This window comes from Plantibacter sp. MMLR14_011, assembly GCF_001865025.1.
GTDB classification, from domain to species: domain Bacteria; phylum Actinomycetota; class Actinomycetes; order Actinomycetales; family Microbacteriaceae; genus Plantibacter; species Plantibacter flavus_A.
The window spans coordinates 304782-319595 of sequence record NZ_MJGW01000039.1; the positions used below are offsets into that span (position 1 = coordinate 304782).

Below are 14814 nucleotides of genomic sequence, written 5' to 3' on the forward strand. Positions count from 1 at the left end.
CGACTCAGGCGGGTGCTCCGTGGTTGGATCGATGCATGGGCGAGCACAGGGGTCACGAGCACCGACGTCAGCGGACACTCACCACCAGCGGATGGCACGACTTCTGGGCGAAGGGCGGGATCGGCCGGGCGTTCCTGTTGGCCATCGGCTACCTCGCCCTGTACCTCGGTGCGGGCTGGGTCGTCGGGCAGCTCTTCGGCTCGCAGATCGGCGAGGACCTCTTCGCGACCCCGCAGAGCGTGTTCTTCGGGCTCATGCTGCCGCTCATCGTCGGTTCCCTCATCCTGGCCGGGTTCGTGCTCTCGGTCGGCTGGTTCCGGGAGCTGTTCGCGAAGCAGCCGATCCGCGGACGCTGGTGGATGTGGGCCGCTCCGATCGTGATCCTCGCCGCGGTCGTCCTGCGGTTGCTCGGCATCGACTACGGGAGCTACGAGGGTTCTGTGGTCGTGGTCGCGATGCTGTCCGGCGTGTTCATCGGGTTCGCCGAGGAGATCCTGACCCGCGGACTGGTCGTGAAGATGCTGCGCGACGCCGGGAGTTCGGAGTGGATCGTGATGGTGATCTCCTCGCTGGTCTTCGCGCTGCTGCACGCCTCCAACCTCCTGTCGGGCCAGCCGGTCGTGACCGTGCTCGTGACCGTCGTCTACACCTTCGGATTCGGCGTGTGCATGTACCTGACGCTCCGGGTGACCGGCAACCTCATCTGGCCGATCCTGATCCACGGACTCTACGACCCGACGCTCTTCCTCTCGACCGGTGGGATCGACCACGCGGGAACCGCCGCCGGTCAGAGCGTGTTCCTGGCGATCGCCGGTCCGGCCAACCTGCTCATCATGCTCGTGGCCGTGATCGGCTTGATCTTCGTCCGTGGACACGTGCAGGCCCACCCGGCCGACGACGTGCTGCGGCCGTAGGCCGAACGGGTCTCGTCGACCGGCCGCGAGTACGCTCGGACGGATGACCACCGCGCGGCAGTACCCGGCGACGATCGCCGCGCCGGTCGAGCACGAACTCGTGATCAAGAAGTCGCGCTTCCTCGGCCTCGCCCACCCGGTCGCGTCGCCGGAGGACGCGGAAGCGGTCATCGCGCGGGTGAAGAAGCAGGCGTGGGATGCGCGACACCACTGCGTCGCGATGGTCACCGGGCTGCTCGGCGACCAGGCCCGCTCGTCCGACGACGGTGAACCGTCCGGCACGGCGGGGATGCCGATCCTCGAGGTCATCCGGCGGCGCGAACTGACCGACGTGGTCGTCGTCGTCACACGGTACTTCGGCGGCGTCAAGCTCGGGGCCGGTGGGCTCGTCCGCGCGTACTCCTCGGCGGCCTCCGAGACGCTCGACCTCGCCGCGCTCGTGCGCCGTGAGACCCTGACCCGCGCGACCCTCGTCGTCCCCCACGCCGACGCCGGGCGGTACGACAACCTGCTGCGCGATTGGGCCGCTACCCACGGTGCGACGCTCGGTGAGCCGGTCTACGGGGCGCAGGCTGAGCTGGAACTCTGGGTGCCGCCGGCGGAGCTCGAGCGGCTCCAAGCGGACGTCGCTTCGGCCTCCAACGGTTCGCTCGTCGTGGCCGTCGGGGAGGAGCGCGTCGTCGACGTCCCCGCCGGCAGACCTCGCTGAGTCGCCCGGATCTGCGCGAAATCCGCCGGATTCTGAACAGATCCGGGCGACTCACGGGGACGGGCGATCCCGATAGGGTCGGACCATGCACACCGACGTGACCCGCATCGACGGGCTTCCCGACCTCGCCTGGACCTCGACCCGCGGAATCGCCGCGTTCGACGCCGATGCCGGAGCGCTCACCCTCACCTCCGCCGCCGGCGTCGACTGGAGCAACAGCTCGCTCGGTGGGCCGCGTGAGTTGCGTGCCACGGCGCTCGCCTTCGACGCACCCGAACACTTCACGCTCTCGGCGCGGATCGCGGTCGTGAGCGAGCGCAGCACCTTCGACGCCGGCGCCCTCGCACTCTGGATCGACGACGAGCACTGGGCCAAGCTCTGCTTCGAGCAGTCGCCGCAGGGGCAGGCGATGGTGGTGAGCGTCGTGACGAACACCTGGTCGGACGACGTGAACTCGACGCACGTCGCGGCCGACCACGTGTGGATGCGCGTCAGTCGTCTCGGTGAGGCGTGGGCGTTCCACAGCTCGACCGACGGCGTCACGTGGGACTTCGTCCGGGTCTTCCGTCTGCACAGCGACGCCCCGGTGCGCGTCGGCTTCCTCTCGCAGGCGCCGCTCGGTCCACCCTGCGAGGCGCGGTTCGACGAGATCGCCTTCGGAGCAGCACCCCCGACGGACCTCCGCGACGGGAGCTGACCGCCGCTGAGTCGCCCGGAAACGCACGGAAACCGGCGATGCGTGCGCAGTTCCGGGCGACTCAATGCAAGGGCGGCTTGACGGATCGGAACCTATCTTCCTATAGTGGCTCCATGGCACGCAGACGACCCGGCACGCTCTTCCCGCTCGAGCTCGACATCCTCGACGTCGGCACCGTGTTGCAGGCGACCGATGGGAGCTTCTACGGGTTCGCCCTCGCCAAGCAGCTCGCCGAAGCCGGGGATGCCGCCCTCACCGCGCACGGCACGCTCTACAAGGCCCTGTCGCGGATGGCGGACGCCGGCCTGATCGAGGCGACGTGGGAGGCTCCGGAGGTCGCCGAGGCGGAGGGCCGCCCCCGTCGACGGCTGTATCGGATCACGGGCGAAGGCGCGACGGCCCGGGATCGTGAGCACGCGAGGATCGCCGGTGAGCAGGCCTCCGCGGCGAGGCCGGCGGGTGCGGCGTGGACGCATGGGGCGATCGCATGACCGCCATCCGGACGCCTGAATACCGCACGGCCGCCCACCGCGTCCTGAACTGGTGCGGGTGGTACACCCGAGACCTCTCGCCCGACGTCGCCGGGGAGCGCCGCGACGAGATCGCCTCCGACCTGTACGAGCACGCCGTCTGGGCCCACGAGACGGGCGTCACGCCACAGCGGCTCCGGCGCGACATCATGCTGCGGGCCATCCGCGGGATCCCGCACGACCTCTCGTGGCGCTCCGGGCAGTTGCGCGCGGGCCACGGCGTCGATCCGATGCCGCTCGGCATGCGGCGGGCCGGTGACGTCCTCGCAGCCCTCGTGGTGACCGGCGGCGTCCTGGTCACCGGAGCAGCGCTGTTCCTCCTCGTCCGGATCCTGCGTGCTCTCGTCATCGGCGACGTCGTCGAGGTGCCGACGGGCGCGCTCGGTGTGGCGATCGCCGCAGTCCTGGGCATCGTGGGGCTCGCGCTGTCGCTGCGGCGACGCAGGCGATGGCTCGGCGCGGGGCTCCTGGCGCCCGCAGCGGTCCTCATCGGCGTGCTCGCGGGCGACATCATGTACCGCGTCAGCGCGACCGGCGTGCTCATCGTGTCCCGCCTGAGCTCGCACGGCGCCGGATTCGAACCGTGGTGGGTGATGAGCGTGGCGATCGGGGTCGGGGCGGCGCTCGGGTTCATCGGAGCCGCGGTGTGGTGGTGGCCGGGGGGTCGCCGAACGACGGAACGGGACGCAGTGGCGTCGATGCAGGGGGAGACGGTATGAGCGGCAGCGAGATCCACGACGGGCCGGACGCGGCGCAGGAGGCGGCACCCGTCCGCCGGAGTTCCGGAATGCTCCGACGACGGATCGGGCTCGGCATCGCGATGAGCGGGGTGCTCGCGGTGGCGGCAGGCGGGGTGTTCATCGGGGTGTCGAACGCCCAGGCGGCCGCTGACGACGCCCGATCCCTCGAAGCGGTCGCCGAGGCCGCCGCGTCGCTCGACGACCTCCCGCCCGTCGAACCCGTGGTGCCCGCGGATCCCGCTGCCACGCCGGACGCTGGCGAACCCGTCTCGCCGGCGTCCGGAGTCGACTACTCGCAGACGCCGGAGGGCTGGTTCGACGCGACCACCGATCCGGCGTCCATCGTGATCCCGCCGACCAACGAGTGGGGCGAGACGAATACCGGGATCTGGGAGGCGCAACAGCAGATCATCGCGAAGTGCATGGCTGATCAGGGGTTCTGGTACGCGTGGACGAACGACCGCTCCAAGATCCTCGATCCACTCTTCGGCATGGTCATGTCGGAGTCGTCCGATGCGGCGTTCCTGGCCCGGTGGGGGACGAACCCCGACGATCAACCGTACGACTGGAAGCTCGCCGGCTGCCACGGCTACGCCGTCCACGTCACCGGGATGGACGACGCCCACTGACGCCGTTGATCGGCGGCGCCGGCGTCCGACGCCGGTGCTAGCGTCGCCCGCATGAGAATCCTGTTGATCGGAGCCAGTGGACATGTCGGACGAGCGGCGCAGGACGCCCTTGCGGAACGTCACGAGGTGATCGCGGTGTCCCGCTCGACGGCGCCTGCCGTCGACACCACCGACGAGGCGTCGATCGAGGCGCTGTTCGCCGAGGTGGGCGAGGTCGACGCGGTAATCGTCACCGTCGGCTCGGTCCCGTTCAAGCCTGTGGGGGAGCTGACGCGCGACGACTACCGCGCGGCCTTCCTCGGCAAGGTGCTCAGCCAGCTCGACGTCGTGCGGATCGGGACGCCGTTCGTCCGCGACGGCGGCTCCTTCACGCTCACGACGGGCATCCTCGCCCGCGAGCCGATCGCGACCGGTGCGGCGGCCTCGATGGCCAACGGGGCGGTCGAGTCCTTCGTGATCGGTGCCGCCCCGGAACTCCCGCGCGGCATCCGCATCAACGCCGTCAGCCCCACGGTGCTCGCCGAGGCAACCGGGTACCACGACGCGTTCCCGGGCTTCCCGCCCGTCGCCTCCGACATGGTCGGCCTCGCCTTCGTGCGCGCCGTCGAGGGTGTCGGCACCGGTCGGGTGCTCGCGCTCGACTGAGCCGTCCCGGCACTCCCGAGGGGAGCCATGTCGTCGTCCAGCCGCGTGCTGAGCGACGATTCGCCTCCCCTCAGTCGCGCTCTCGACGCGGCCGACACCCAGCGCTAGGGTCGGCACATGACCCGCTTCCTGCTGAGCATCGCCGTCAGTCTGCTGTCCTCGGCGATCGGGCTGCTCGTCGCCGACTGGGTCGTACCCGGCGTCCGCTTGTCGCTCGGCGGCTTCGTCATCGCCGTCGTCGTCTTCACGATCGCGCAGGGCGTCCTCGGGCCCTTCATCCTGCGCCTCGCACGGCGCTACGCTTCAGCGATCCTCGGCGGCATCGGACTCGTGACGACGCTCGTGTCGTTGTTCGTCGCGTCGATCCTCCCCGGCGGCCTCCACATCCGCGGTGTCCTCGCCTGGGTGCTCGCCCCGCTGGTGGTGTGGCTGGTCACGGCGCTCGGGAGCTGGATCCTCGGCTGGGCGCTCATCACGCGACGGTTCGGCGACCGGGATCGCGATCGAGGCGGCAAGCGCACGAAGCGGTAGGCGGCGACGGAGCCCGGACGGGATCAGCGGCCGGCGGCCAAGGCGGCTGCCAGCTCGACGCGGCTCGCCACGCCGAGCTTCCGCAGGACGTTCGCGATGTGGAACTTCACGGTGTTCTCGCTGATGGTGAGGGTCTCGGCGATCGCCCGGTTCCGTGCTCCGCCGGCGGCCAGCTCGGCGACGCGCCATTCGCGCTCGGTCAACGCGGCGGCCGCCGAGTCGGAACGTGTCTGGGCTGCGGGCGGTGGGTCGAGCGGAAGCGTCACGTGCAGTTCCGAACCCCACCCGGGCGTCGCCTGGACATCGAGACTGCCGCGGAGTGCGGCGACGCGAGCGCCGAGCTGCTGCACACTCGGGGTGTCGACGGTCAACTCGCCGGGGCCGTCGTCGCGGATGCCGATGAGCAGGTTGCTGCCGTCGCAGTCCCACTGCACCCGGACCCGCCCGACCGAGGACTGCTCGACGAGCGCGAGGACCGTGCCGCGGACGATCGCCCGGCCGGCGTGCGCCACTTCACCGGGGAGGGCCCGACCGTCGACGGGCGGCTCGATGAACTGGACCTCGGGACCGCCGAAGCGGGCCAGCGGACGGAGATCCTCGCGGAGTCTGGCGAAGGCGCGCGCGACCGGTTCCTCGGCCAGTTGGCGGTCGCGGTCGGACACCGCCCGCAGCTCGACCATCGCGGCCGAGGCGATCTCGGTCACCGCCGTTCGGGCGTCCTCCGCCGACGTCTGCCGTGACCGGGTGACGGCGAGGATCGACTCCAGTGTCGTCGCATGGGCGTCGGTGAGTTCCGCGATGGCGCCGGCGCGCTCGCTCGACGCCGCCCGCGAGTCACGGAGGTAGTCGGGGGCCGCCGTCGCGACCTGCTGCCGGATACCGGCCGCGACGACCTCCCACAGGGCGCCGATGAGCCGGTCCTCGATCGGCCCCTGTGGGTCGGTCAGGACGAGGAGGGCGCCGGTGTCGGCCAGCCACGCGGCGATCGGACGTTCCGCGCCTGCGATCACCGCCGATGTCGGCCGGTCGGCGTGTGGTCCGGTGTCAGCGGTCGCTGTGGTGACCGGGCCGCGCGGGGTGCGCTGTCGAACGGCGTCGAGCTCGGCGATCGTGACGCCCTCGACGATCGCGGGGTCGCCGGCCTTCTTCCGGGGCCGGCCGGTGCAGTCCTCGGTGAAGATCACGAGCGCGGAATGGGCGACGACCGTCTCGAGGACCTCCCGGAACGCACCGGCGATGCGCAGCAGCGAGCTGGATGCGACGGAGGCCAGGCCGTCGAGCAGCTCGACCGGGTAGGTGACAGGGCGTTCGATCATGTCCGCACCCTATCCCATCCGCCTCATCCCACCCGTTCGGGTAGGTGAAACCGTTCGGCCGAGCAGCGGTGCACCTACCCGATCACGCCCAGGATGGAGGGATGTCGAACCCCTCCGTCCCTCCAGCCACGTCGGTGACGCCTGCGACCTCGACGGTCCAAGGGGCGCTCACCGCGATCGACGCCGAGCTGCACCGCACCGTGTCGAGCCTGCTGGAGGCCGATCCGGCGTCGTTCGCCGGCGCACTCGAGCGCCTGCGAACGGCGGACCGCGTGTTCGTGTCCGGTGCCGGGCGTTCCGGTCTCGCGCTCCGGATGACCGCGATGCGACTCATGCACCTCGGGCTCACCGTCCACGTCGTCGGCGAGACGACGACCCCCGCCATTGTCGCGGGTGACGTCCTCCTCGTCGCCAGCGGCTCCGGCACGACGACGGGCGTGGTGCGCGCCGCGGACACGGCCGTCTCCGTCGGGGCGCAGGTGATCGCCATCACGACCGACCCAGCATCCCCGCTCGCCGAGCTGGCCGCCGAGACGATCGTCGTCCCCGCCGCGCAGAAGACCGACCACGGCGGCACGCGTTCCGTGCAGTACTCGGGGAGCCTCTTCGAGCAAGCGGTCATGCTGCTCGGCGACGCGTTCTTCCATGCGCTCTGGCAGTCGGACGGTGTCAGTGCCGAGGAGCTGTGGCCGCGCCACGCGAATCTCGAGTAGTCACCCGATCCCTTTCAACGCGCCCGGCAGACGTCGGACGCCTCCCATCACGACAGAAAGCAGCACCACATGAAGCTCCAGGTAGCCATGGACGTCCTCACCACCGAGGCAGCCCTCGAACTCGCCGGGAAGGTCGCGCCCTACGTCGACATCCTCGAGCTCGGCACGCCCCTCATCAAGAGCGAGGGCCTGCGTGCCGTCACCGCGGTCAAGGACGCCCACCCCGACAAGATCGTGTTCGCCGACCTCAAGACCATGGACGCCGGTGAGCTCGAAGCCGACATCGCTTTCTCCGCCGGTGCGGACATCGTCACCGTCCTCGGAACCGCCGGTGACAGCACGATCGTCGGCGCCGTGAAGGCCGCGAAGGCGCACGGCAAGTCCGTCGTCGTCGACCTCATCGGGGTTGCCGACAAGGTGCAGCGCGCCAAGGAGGTCACCGCTCTCGGCGCCGCGTTCGTCGAGATGCACGCCGGTCTCGACGAGCAGGCGGAGGAGGGCTTCACCTTCCAGACGCTCCTGTCCGACGGTGAAGCGGCCGCCGTGCCGTTCTCGGTCGCCGGTGGCGTGAACGTGTCGACGATCGCGTCGGTGCAGCAGGCGGGCGCGCAGGTCGCGGTCGCCGGTGGGGCGATCTACTCGGCCGACGACCCGGCGGCCGCCGCAGCGGCGCTCCGCGCGGCAATCGTCGCGTAACCCCCTCCGCCAACCCCGCATTCGTCGGGTTGGCCAGCGCGGTGCGCTGACGTGAGCGCGGTGCATCGGACGTGAGCGCGGGTCTCCAGAGACCCGCGCTCACGGCTCCGGGGCGCGCTCGGGTCAGCGCACCGCGCTGGCGTATCTGGTGGGTCGGCTGGGTGAAGTCCGAACATCGGACGGGATTCGGGTGCGACGCGGCATACTGGGCGGATCACCACGCGACGCTCGTCGGATGAGCGCGCAGCCGAGTACCCGAAGGATCCGCCGATGACGACCGATTCCAGCCCAGAGCAGCCCATCGCACAGACGACCTCGGGAGCGGTTCGCGGCACGCGCCGCGCCGACGGGTCGGTCGCCTTCCTCGGCGTCCCGTTCGCCGAGCCGCCGATCGGAGCGAGACGGTTCCAGGCCCCCGAGTCCAAGGCGCCCTGGGATGGTGTCCTCGACGCGACCGCCTACGGTGCGACACCGCAGCGGAAGGCCACGGCCGAGATCACGACGATCCCGGAACCCTCGATCCCCGGCGAATCGACGCTCAACGTCAACGTCTTCACGCCCGACCCGACTCCGACCGACGAGGGCGCCGGCCTGCCCGTCCTCGTCTGGATTCACGGCGGCGGCTTCATCGCCGGGTCGCCCGCGAGCCCCTGGTACGACGGCCGGGCCTTCAACCGCGACGGCGTCGTCACGGTCTCGGTGTCCTACCGCCTCGGCTTCGACGGGTTCGGCTGGCTGCCCGACGCCCCCGCCAACCGCGGTGTGCTCGACTGGATCCTCGCACTCGAGTGGGTGCACGACAACATCGCGGCGTTCGGTGGTGACCCGCAGCGGGTCACGATCGCCGGCCAGTCCGCCGGCGGCGGGTCCGTCATGACCCTGCTCACGGTCCCGTCGGCCAGGCACCTGTTCGAGCGGGCGATCTCGGTGTCCGGAGTGCCCGGCGACGTCCCGCTCGTCGAGGCGCAGGCCCTGACCGCGCGACTCGCCGAGCACCTCGGGGTGCCCGCAACCCTGGCCGGTTTCGCGAGCGTCTCGGAGGCGACGCTGATCGAGGCTCAGGGCTTCGAGGTCGTCCCCGGTGGGGCGACCGATCCGGAGTCCGTGCTCCGAGGGATGACGACGATGAACGGCCGCCTCGGTCTCGGGCCCGTGGTCGACGGCGAGCTGGTCGTCGACACCGTCGAAGCGGGCATGATCGCGGGACGAGGTGCGGACAAGCCGTTGCTCGTCAGCGCGACCCGAGAGGAGTTCGCCGGGTTCTTCACCGGTCGGCTCGACGAGTTCGACGCCGTGGCGCCGACGCGTGCCCTCGAGCTCATGGGTGTGCCGGAGCCGCTCGCCGAGGCGTACGTCGCGACCCAGCCCGGCGAACGCACGGGACTCGTCGCGGGTCGCTTCGTGAGCGACGTCATGTTCCGGGAGCGCGTCATCCGCTGGCTGGCGCTGCGGGACGACGCCGAGACCTGGGTCTCCGACTTCGTGTGGCGCTCGGCGGTGAGCGGGATCGCGGAGCACTGCCTCGACGTTCCGTTCATCTTCGACGTGCTCGACGACCCGGACGTCACCCGGGTGGCGGGCCCGCACGCGCCGCAGGAGCTGGCTGATCGGGTCCACGGTGCAGTCGTGGCGTTCGTCCGAGACGGGTCACCGGGCTGGTCGAGGTCCGACCGCGACGCCTCCGGGATCGAGGTGTTCGACGCGGCCGGGGCACCGACGGTCGAACCGTTCGCGAGTGCACGCGTCCTCGCAGCGGCGAAGCGACTCGGGGAAGCGGCATCGACACCGTCCTGACGGACCTGGGCACCCGACTCGTAGGACGAATCGGACCGTTCTGCCAGGGGGTGTGGCTGTGAGGCGTCCCGCGTTACCGTCGGGACACGAGGAAAGGAATCAGCATGAGCGACCCACGAGACGAGATGGACGACCCGATCGGCGACGCGCAGGAGGCGATCTCCCGATCGCTGCCCGACAACGCTCCCGAGAGCGACGATCCGATGGCGGCACCGACGGTCGACGAGCCGGGCTCCGAGCCCGGCGACGGTGACCCCGCCGACCAGCCGGGCCTCCTCTAGCGCGGCTCGCCGGGGACGGTCTTCGGCTCGGGAATCCCTGGTCAGCGCGGTGCTGCCGACCGAGCTGTGGTGATTCGGTGCCAGCGCGGTGCGCTGGCCCGAACACGCGGGATCAGGCCTGAGCGCGGCCCATACGCGTGAGCGCGACCCTCCGGAGACCCGCGCTCACGCGTATGGCCCGCGCTCGCGTCAGCGCACCGCGCTGGCGCACACCGACACGGTGGAGGGCGGAGGTGTGCAACGCGGGGGCGCTCCGCGCGCGTAGCGGAACGACTTCGGACGATGTCAACCCCCGCGACGGAATGGTCGGGCCCCCATACGGTGGACGGAGTTCTGCGAAAGGAGCTTCACCATGAACATCCTGCTCATCATCGTCATCGTCGTTGCCATCGTTCTCGCCATCACCGGTGGGTTCGTCCAGTCCCTCAACTTCCTGCTGTGGGTCGGCCTCGTGCTGCTCGCGATCGCGATCATCGCGTTCTTGATCAGGACGATCACGGGTCGCAAGGCGCTCTAACTCGAATTCGAGTCCACGAAGCGGTCGGTCCCTCCGGGGGCCGGCCGCTTCGCTGTGTCCGGGGTGGTGCGTCCGGGCGGGATCCGAGCCCTATCGCAATGACGGATCGACGCTCGTCCGTCGGAGCACCGCATCGGCGAAGGCCCCGAACAACCGCTCGCCGGCTTCGCGCATCGGCCCCGCCACGGCGGCGACCTCGGACCGCAGCCGGTCGGCCGCCTCCTCCGCGGTCCCGGCGATGAACGGCAGGTCGCGGAGCATGAGCGGTTCCGCGAGCCATCGGTCGAGCATCGGCGGGTCGACCTCGAGGTGGAACTGCGTCGCGAAGACCCGGTCCTCGATCCGGAACGCCTGGTTCGGCGTCGACGGCGACGACGCGAGGACCGTCGCCCCATGCGGAGCCTCGACGACGTCGCCATGCCAGTGCAGCACCGGTAGCCGCTCTCCGCGCATACCGAGTTCGCTCTCGGTCAGGAGTTCGACGTCGCCGACACCCACCTCATGCGCCGCCGCCGAGTGGAGGGTGGCGCCGAGGGCCGTCGCGATGAGCTGGTGCCCGAGGCAGATCCCGAACACCGGGATGCCGAGTACCGCCGCATCGCGCACGAGCTGCGCTTCGAGCCCGAGACCCGGGTGCTCCTCCACGTCGAGCGCGCCCATCGGGCCACCGAGGAGGACGAGCCCGTCGAATCCGGTGATCTCGCGCGCCGGCGGCAGCTCACGGCGCTCGACGACCGTGTCCAGCGTCCAGTCGATCCCCGATGCCGTCAGCACCTCGCCGAGCACCGCCGGTCGCTCCCAGGGGACGTGCTGCAGGATGAGGACGTGCGGTCTGGTCATCGGAGGCCTCCAGGTCGCTGGGGCGGCGCGACCGGTCTCCGCCGGGTCGCGGAGGTCGTCACCGTGGGAGCATCGTAGCGAATCCGGGCGCCGCCACCGGCCCGAGGCTTCAGGCTCCCGGCCGATACACTGTCACCGTGCTGCTCTCGGACCGTGACATCAAAGCCGAACTCGACGCCTCCCGCATCGCGCTCGACCCCTACTCGCCGGAGATGATCCAGCCGTCGTCCATCGACGTGCGCCTCGATCGCTTCTTCCGCCTCTTCGACAACCACAAGTACCCCTTCATCGATCCCGCGGAGGATCAGCCCGAGCTGACGCGCCTCATCGAGACGCTGCCGAACGAGCCGTTCATCCTGCACCCCGGCGAGTTCGTCCTGGGGTCCACGTACGAGCGGGTGTCCCTCCCGGACGACGTCGCCGCACGCCTCGAGGGCAAGAGTTCGCTCGGTCGTCTCGGTCTCCTCACGCACTCGACCGCCGGCTTCATCGACCCGGGCTTCACGGGCCATGTCACCCTCGAGCTCAGCAACGTCGCGACGCTGCCGATCAAGCTCTGGCCGGGGATGAAGATCGGTCAGATGTGCTTCTTCCGGCTCACGTCACCGGCCGAGCGCCCGTACGGGTCGAGCGAGTACAGTTCCAGGTATCAGGGACAGCGCGGACCCACCGCCTCCCGTTCCTTCCAGAACTTCCACCGGACCGACGTCGGCGAGACGCAACGCTGACGCAGGACTGAGGCGGGCGTCCCGACGACGGGCGAGCAGGTGGACCAGCAGAAAGGCCCCGCCATGAGCACGTCAGAGCGACCCGACTTCGCCCGCGCGATCACCGCCGACGGGCCGACGCCGCTCTACCCGCGCCGCATGGTCCGGTTCGGCCAGTTCGTCGGGTCCTGGGACGTCCACTCGAAGCGCCTCGACGACGAGAGCGGCGAGTGGGTCGAGTCCGACTTCCGTTGGATCGTGTCGTACATCCTCGAAGGGCGTGCCGTGCAGGACGTCCAGCTCGTCGCGAACGACGCGGAGCCGTCGGGCTGGGAGACGGTCAGCACGGCTCTCCGCGTGTACGACCGGTTGATGGGCGCCTGGCGCGTGAACTACGTCGAGCCACGGCGCGGCGAGTTCTGCCAGCTCGTCGCGACGCCGCACCGCTCCGACGGCATCCGCCAGGACGGCACACGGAACGACGACAAGCTCATCCGGTGGAACTTCAGCGGCATCACCGAGGACTCCTACACCTGGGAGAGCTGGGTGTCCGACGACGAGGGCGTGACCTGGTGGCTGCAGGAGCACAACGAGGGTCGTCGCATCGCCTGAGTGGCTCCGTCTCCACCGCGACACTCAGGTGTCGGTGCGCGCCAGGCGCTCCAGGAACGACGCCAGCTGCTCGCGCTCGGCCGTGGAGAAGCCGTCGAGGATGCGCTCCTCGGCGGCGAGGTGATCGGGCAGGGCCGCTTCGACGAGGCGCTTGCCGGCCGGGGTGAGGGCGACGACCGTGCCGCGCCCGTCCTGCTCGCTCGGACGGCGCGTCACGAGACCGCGCTCGACGAGCTTGTTCACGCGCTGGGCGATCGCACTCGACGTCACCATCGACCAGTGGGCGAGGTCCTTCGGCGCGAGTTCGTGCGGTGAGCCCGAGCGGAGGAGGGTCGCGAGCACGTCGAACGACGCGCTGTCGAGCCCGTGCTCGGCGAAGGTCGTGGACAGCCGTGCGTCCACCGCCGTCGCGGCCCGTGACAGGCGTCCGATGACGGCCATGGGCGAGACGTCGAGATCGGGTCGCTCGGTCCGCCACTGGCCCAGGATGTCGTCCACGCGCGTGCTCATCCGGCCAGCATAGCGATTTGCTTAGCGCTGAGCTATTATTACTCAGTGCTTAGCAATCAACTCCGCATCGCCGCCGTCACCGCCATCGCCCCGATCAGCTGGGGAACGACCTACCTCGTCACGAGCGAACTGCTCCCGCCCGGACGACCGCTGCTGGCAGCCGTGCTCCGGGCGTTGCCCGCCGGACTCCTGCTCCTCGCGATCACACGAACCCTCCCGGTCGGTGGCTGGTGGTGGCGATCGCTCGTGCTCGGCACGCTCAACATCGGTGCCTTCTTCGCGTTCCTCTTCCTCGCCGCCTACCGACTGCCCGGCGGGGTCGCCGCGACCATGGGGGCGATCGGGCCCGTGCTCGTCGCCGTGCTCGCGAGCCTGCTGGTGGGGGAGGCGTTGACCGTGCGCCGGGTCGTCGCGGGATTCGCCGGAGTGGCCGGCGTCGCGCTGATCGTACTGCAGGCCGACGCTCGTCTCGATGTGATCGGCGTCGTCGCCGCACTCGCCGGTGCTGCGTCGATGTCGCTCGGATCGGTGCTGAGCAAGCGGTGGGGGAGACCCGAGGTCGGCCGCCGGATCGGCGCGCGCCGATGCACGAGCTCGAACCCGGACCCGTCCGAGGTCAGCGGCGTCTCGGTCTCCGGCCTCGCATCGACCGCCTGGCAGCTCGTCGCCGGCGGCATCGTGCTCGTGCCGGTGCTGCTCATCGTCGAGGGGCTCCCATCGGCCGCCCCGGACGCAGCTGCGATCGGCGGGTACGCCTACCTCTCCCTCGTGGGCACAGCCCTCGCCTACACCCTGTGGTTCCGTGGCATCGCCGCGCTCCCCGTGTCGTCCGTGTCGTTCCTCGGTCTCCTGAGTCCCGTCGTCGCCGTGCTGGCAGGCCTCGTGGTCCTCGGCGAGGCACTGAGCCTCGGACAAGTGCTCGGGATCGGGGTCGTCGCCGGCTCCCTCATCCTGGTCTTCACCGCGAGACGGCCCGAGCCATACTGAGCGCATGAGATTCCGCACCGTCATCGAACTCCAGGGCAACAACACCGGCATCCTCGTCCCCGACGCCGTCGTCGAGGGCCTGGATCGTGGCAAGCGCGTGCCCGTCGTCGTCACCGTCGGTGCGACCACCTACCGCAGCACCATCACGCCGATGGGCGGCCGGTACCTGATCGCGCTGAGCGCCGCCAACCGCGCCGCCGCCGGGGTCGCGGGAGGGGACGAGGTCGAGGTGGACCTCGAGCTCGACGAGGCACCGCGCGTGTTCCCGTTGCCGCCCGAGCTCGAGACGGCGCTCGCGGGAGACGAGCAGGCGCTCGCCGCCTACGGAGCTCTGTCGTTCAGCCGTCAGCGCGCGCTGGCCGAGCCGGTCGCGCTGGCGAAGACGGATGCGACGCGAGACAAGCGGATCGCCGCGGCCGTCGACGCACTCCGCGGCGCCTGACCTC

At 70.6% G+C, this 14814-nt stretch carries 20 protein-coding genes; 17 read left to right on the top strand and 3 right to left on the bottom strand.

What is annotated here, in order from left to right:
• The first annotated feature begins 35 nt into the window (after positions 1 to 35).
• The 8 genes from BIU99_RS14170 to BIU99_RS14205 all read left to right on the top strand — a co-directional run bounded on the left by BIU99_RS14170 (position 36) and on the right by BIU99_RS14205 (position 5395).
• Positions 36 to 914 (top strand): CPBP family intramembrane glutamic endopeptidase, encoded by an 879-nt coding sequence (locus BIU99_RS14170; RefSeq protein ID WP_071261800.1) that lies wholly within the window; start codon positions 36 to 38, stop codon positions 912 to 914.
• Positions 915 to 957: 43 nt separating this feature from the next.
• A complete protein-coding gene (locus tag BIU99_RS14175; protein WP_071261802.1) occupies positions 958 to 1623 on the top strand; it encodes a YigZ family protein in 666 nt (221 codons plus the stop codon).
• An 85-nt stretch (positions 1624 to 1708) separates the two neighbouring features.
• The gene (locus BIU99_RS14180; protein WP_064297117.1) at positions 1709 to 2320 is read left to right on the top strand and encodes a DUF1349 domain-containing protein; all 612 of its coding nucleotides are present in this window, start codon (positions 1709 to 1711) and stop codon (positions 2318 to 2320) included.
• 113 nt (positions 2321 to 2433) lie between these two features.
• A complete protein-coding gene (locus tag BIU99_RS14185; RefSeq protein WP_064297118.1) occupies positions 2434 to 2811 on the top strand; it encodes a PadR family transcriptional regulator in 378 nt (125 codons plus the stop codon).
• Complete coding sequence (locus BIU99_RS14190; protein ID WP_071261804.1) at positions 2808 to 3569, top strand: hypothetical protein; 762 nt, start codon at positions 2808 to 2810, stop codon at positions 3567 to 3569. The genes BIU99_RS14185 and BIU99_RS14190 overlap by 4 nt, the downstream gene beginning before the upstream one ends.
• The gene (locus tag BIU99_RS14195; RefSeq protein ID WP_071261805.1) at positions 3566 to 4219 is read left to right on the top strand and encodes a hypothetical protein; all 654 of its coding nucleotides are present in this window, start codon (positions 3566 to 3568) and stop codon (positions 4217 to 4219) included. Before BIU99_RS14190 ends, BIU99_RS14195 begins: the two co-directional genes overlap by 4 nt.
• 51 nt (positions 4220 to 4270) lie before the next feature.
• Complete coding sequence (locus BIU99_RS14200; protein ID WP_071261806.1) at positions 4271 to 4864, top strand: short chain dehydrogenase; 594 nt, start codon at positions 4271 to 4273, stop codon at positions 4862 to 4864.
• Positions 4865 to 4981: 117 nt separating this feature from the next.
• Positions 4982 to 5395, top strand: a complete 414-nt coding sequence (locus BIU99_RS14205) for a phage holin family protein (RefSeq protein WP_064297122.1) — start codon at positions 4982 to 4984, stop codon at positions 5393 to 5395.
• A 23-nt stretch (positions 5396 to 5418) separates the two neighbouring features.
• Here the strand turns inward: BIU99_RS14205 and BIU99_RS14210 are convergent, their stop codons facing one another.
• Entirely contained in the window at positions 5419 to 6711 is a 1293-nt protein-coding gene (locus BIU99_RS14210) for a LuxR C-terminal-related transcriptional regulator (RefSeq protein ID WP_071261807.1), read from the bottom strand.
• Between the two features lie 101 nt (positions 6712 to 6812).
• Between BIU99_RS14210 and hxlB the strand changes: the two genes are divergently transcribed.
• The 5 genes from hxlB to BIU99_RS20025 all read left to right on the top strand — a co-directional run bounded on the left by hxlB (position 6813) and on the right by BIU99_RS20025 (position 10712).
• Positions 6813 to 7424 carry a 6-phospho-3-hexuloisomerase gene (hxlB, locus tag BIU99_RS14215; RefSeq protein ID WP_071261808.1) on the top strand — a complete coding sequence of 204 codons (612 nt, stop codon included), beginning with the start codon at positions 6813 to 6815 and terminating at the stop codon, positions 7422 to 7424.
• 69 nt (positions 7425 to 7493) lie between these two features.
• Positions 7494 to 8120 (top strand): 3-hexulose-6-phosphate synthase, encoded by a 627-nt coding sequence (gene hxlA / locus BIU99_RS14220; protein WP_071261809.1) that lies wholly within the window; start codon positions 7494 to 7496, stop codon positions 8118 to 8120.
• Positions 8121 to 8390: 270 nt separating this feature from the next.
• Positions 8391 to 9914, top strand: coding sequence for a carboxylesterase/lipase family protein (locus tag BIU99_RS14225; protein ID WP_071261810.1), 1524 nt, complete (start codon positions 8391 to 8393; stop codon positions 9912 to 9914).
• 104 nt (positions 9915 to 10018) lie between these two features.
• The gene (locus BIU99_RS20020; RefSeq protein WP_157583609.1) at positions 10019 to 10195 is read left to right on the top strand and encodes a hypothetical protein; all 177 of its coding nucleotides are present in this window, start codon (positions 10019 to 10021) and stop codon (positions 10193 to 10195) included.
• A 352-nt stretch (positions 10196 to 10547) separates the two neighbouring features.
• On the top strand, positions 10548 to 10712 hold the full coding sequence (locus tag BIU99_RS20025) for a hypothetical protein (protein ID WP_162852292.1): 165 nt from the start codon (positions 10548 to 10550) through the stop codon (positions 10710 to 10712).
• Between the two features lie 90 nt (positions 10713 to 10802).
• On the opposite strand, the gene BIU99_RS14230 is transcribed toward BIU99_RS20025, so the two are convergent.
• Positions 10803 to 11552 (bottom strand): type 1 glutamine amidotransferase, encoded by a 750-nt coding sequence (locus tag BIU99_RS14230; RefSeq protein ID WP_071261812.1) that lies wholly within the window; start codon positions 11550 to 11552, stop codon positions 10803 to 10805.
• Between the two features lie 137 nt (positions 11553 to 11689).
• Here BIU99_RS14230 and dcd point away from each other — a divergent pair, with 137 nt between their 5' ends.
• Entirely contained in the window at positions 11690 to 12280 is a 591-nt protein-coding gene (gene dcd, locus BIU99_RS14235) for a dCTP deaminase (protein ID WP_056009122.1), read from the top strand.
• 63 nt (positions 12281 to 12343) lie between these two features.
• Positions 12344 to 12871: a hypothetical protein gene (locus tag BIU99_RS14240; RefSeq protein ID WP_071261813.1), complete on the top strand. Its 528-nt coding sequence runs from the start codon at positions 12344 to 12346 to the stop codon at positions 12869 to 12871.
• 24 nt (positions 12872 to 12895) lie between these two features.
• On the opposite strand, the gene BIU99_RS14245 is transcribed toward BIU99_RS14240, so the two are convergent.
• Positions 12896 to 13381, bottom strand: a complete 486-nt coding sequence (locus BIU99_RS14245) for a MarR family winged helix-turn-helix transcriptional regulator (RefSeq protein ID WP_064297129.1) — start codon at positions 13379 to 13381, stop codon at positions 12896 to 12898.
• Positions 13382 to 13426: 45 nt separating this feature from the next.
• On the opposite strand from BIU99_RS14245, the gene BIU99_RS14250 reads away from it, so the two are divergent.
• Positions 13427 to 14368, top strand: a complete 942-nt coding sequence (locus BIU99_RS14250; protein ID WP_071261814.1) for an EamA family transporter — start codon at positions 13427 to 13429, stop codon at positions 14366 to 14368.
• Between the two features lie 4 nt (positions 14369 to 14372).
• Positions 14373 to 14810, top strand: a complete 438-nt coding sequence (locus BIU99_RS14255; RefSeq protein WP_071261816.1) for a YdeI/OmpD-associated family protein — start codon at positions 14373 to 14375, stop codon at positions 14808 to 14810.
• The last annotated feature ends 4 nt before the right edge of the window (positions 14811 to 14814 follow it).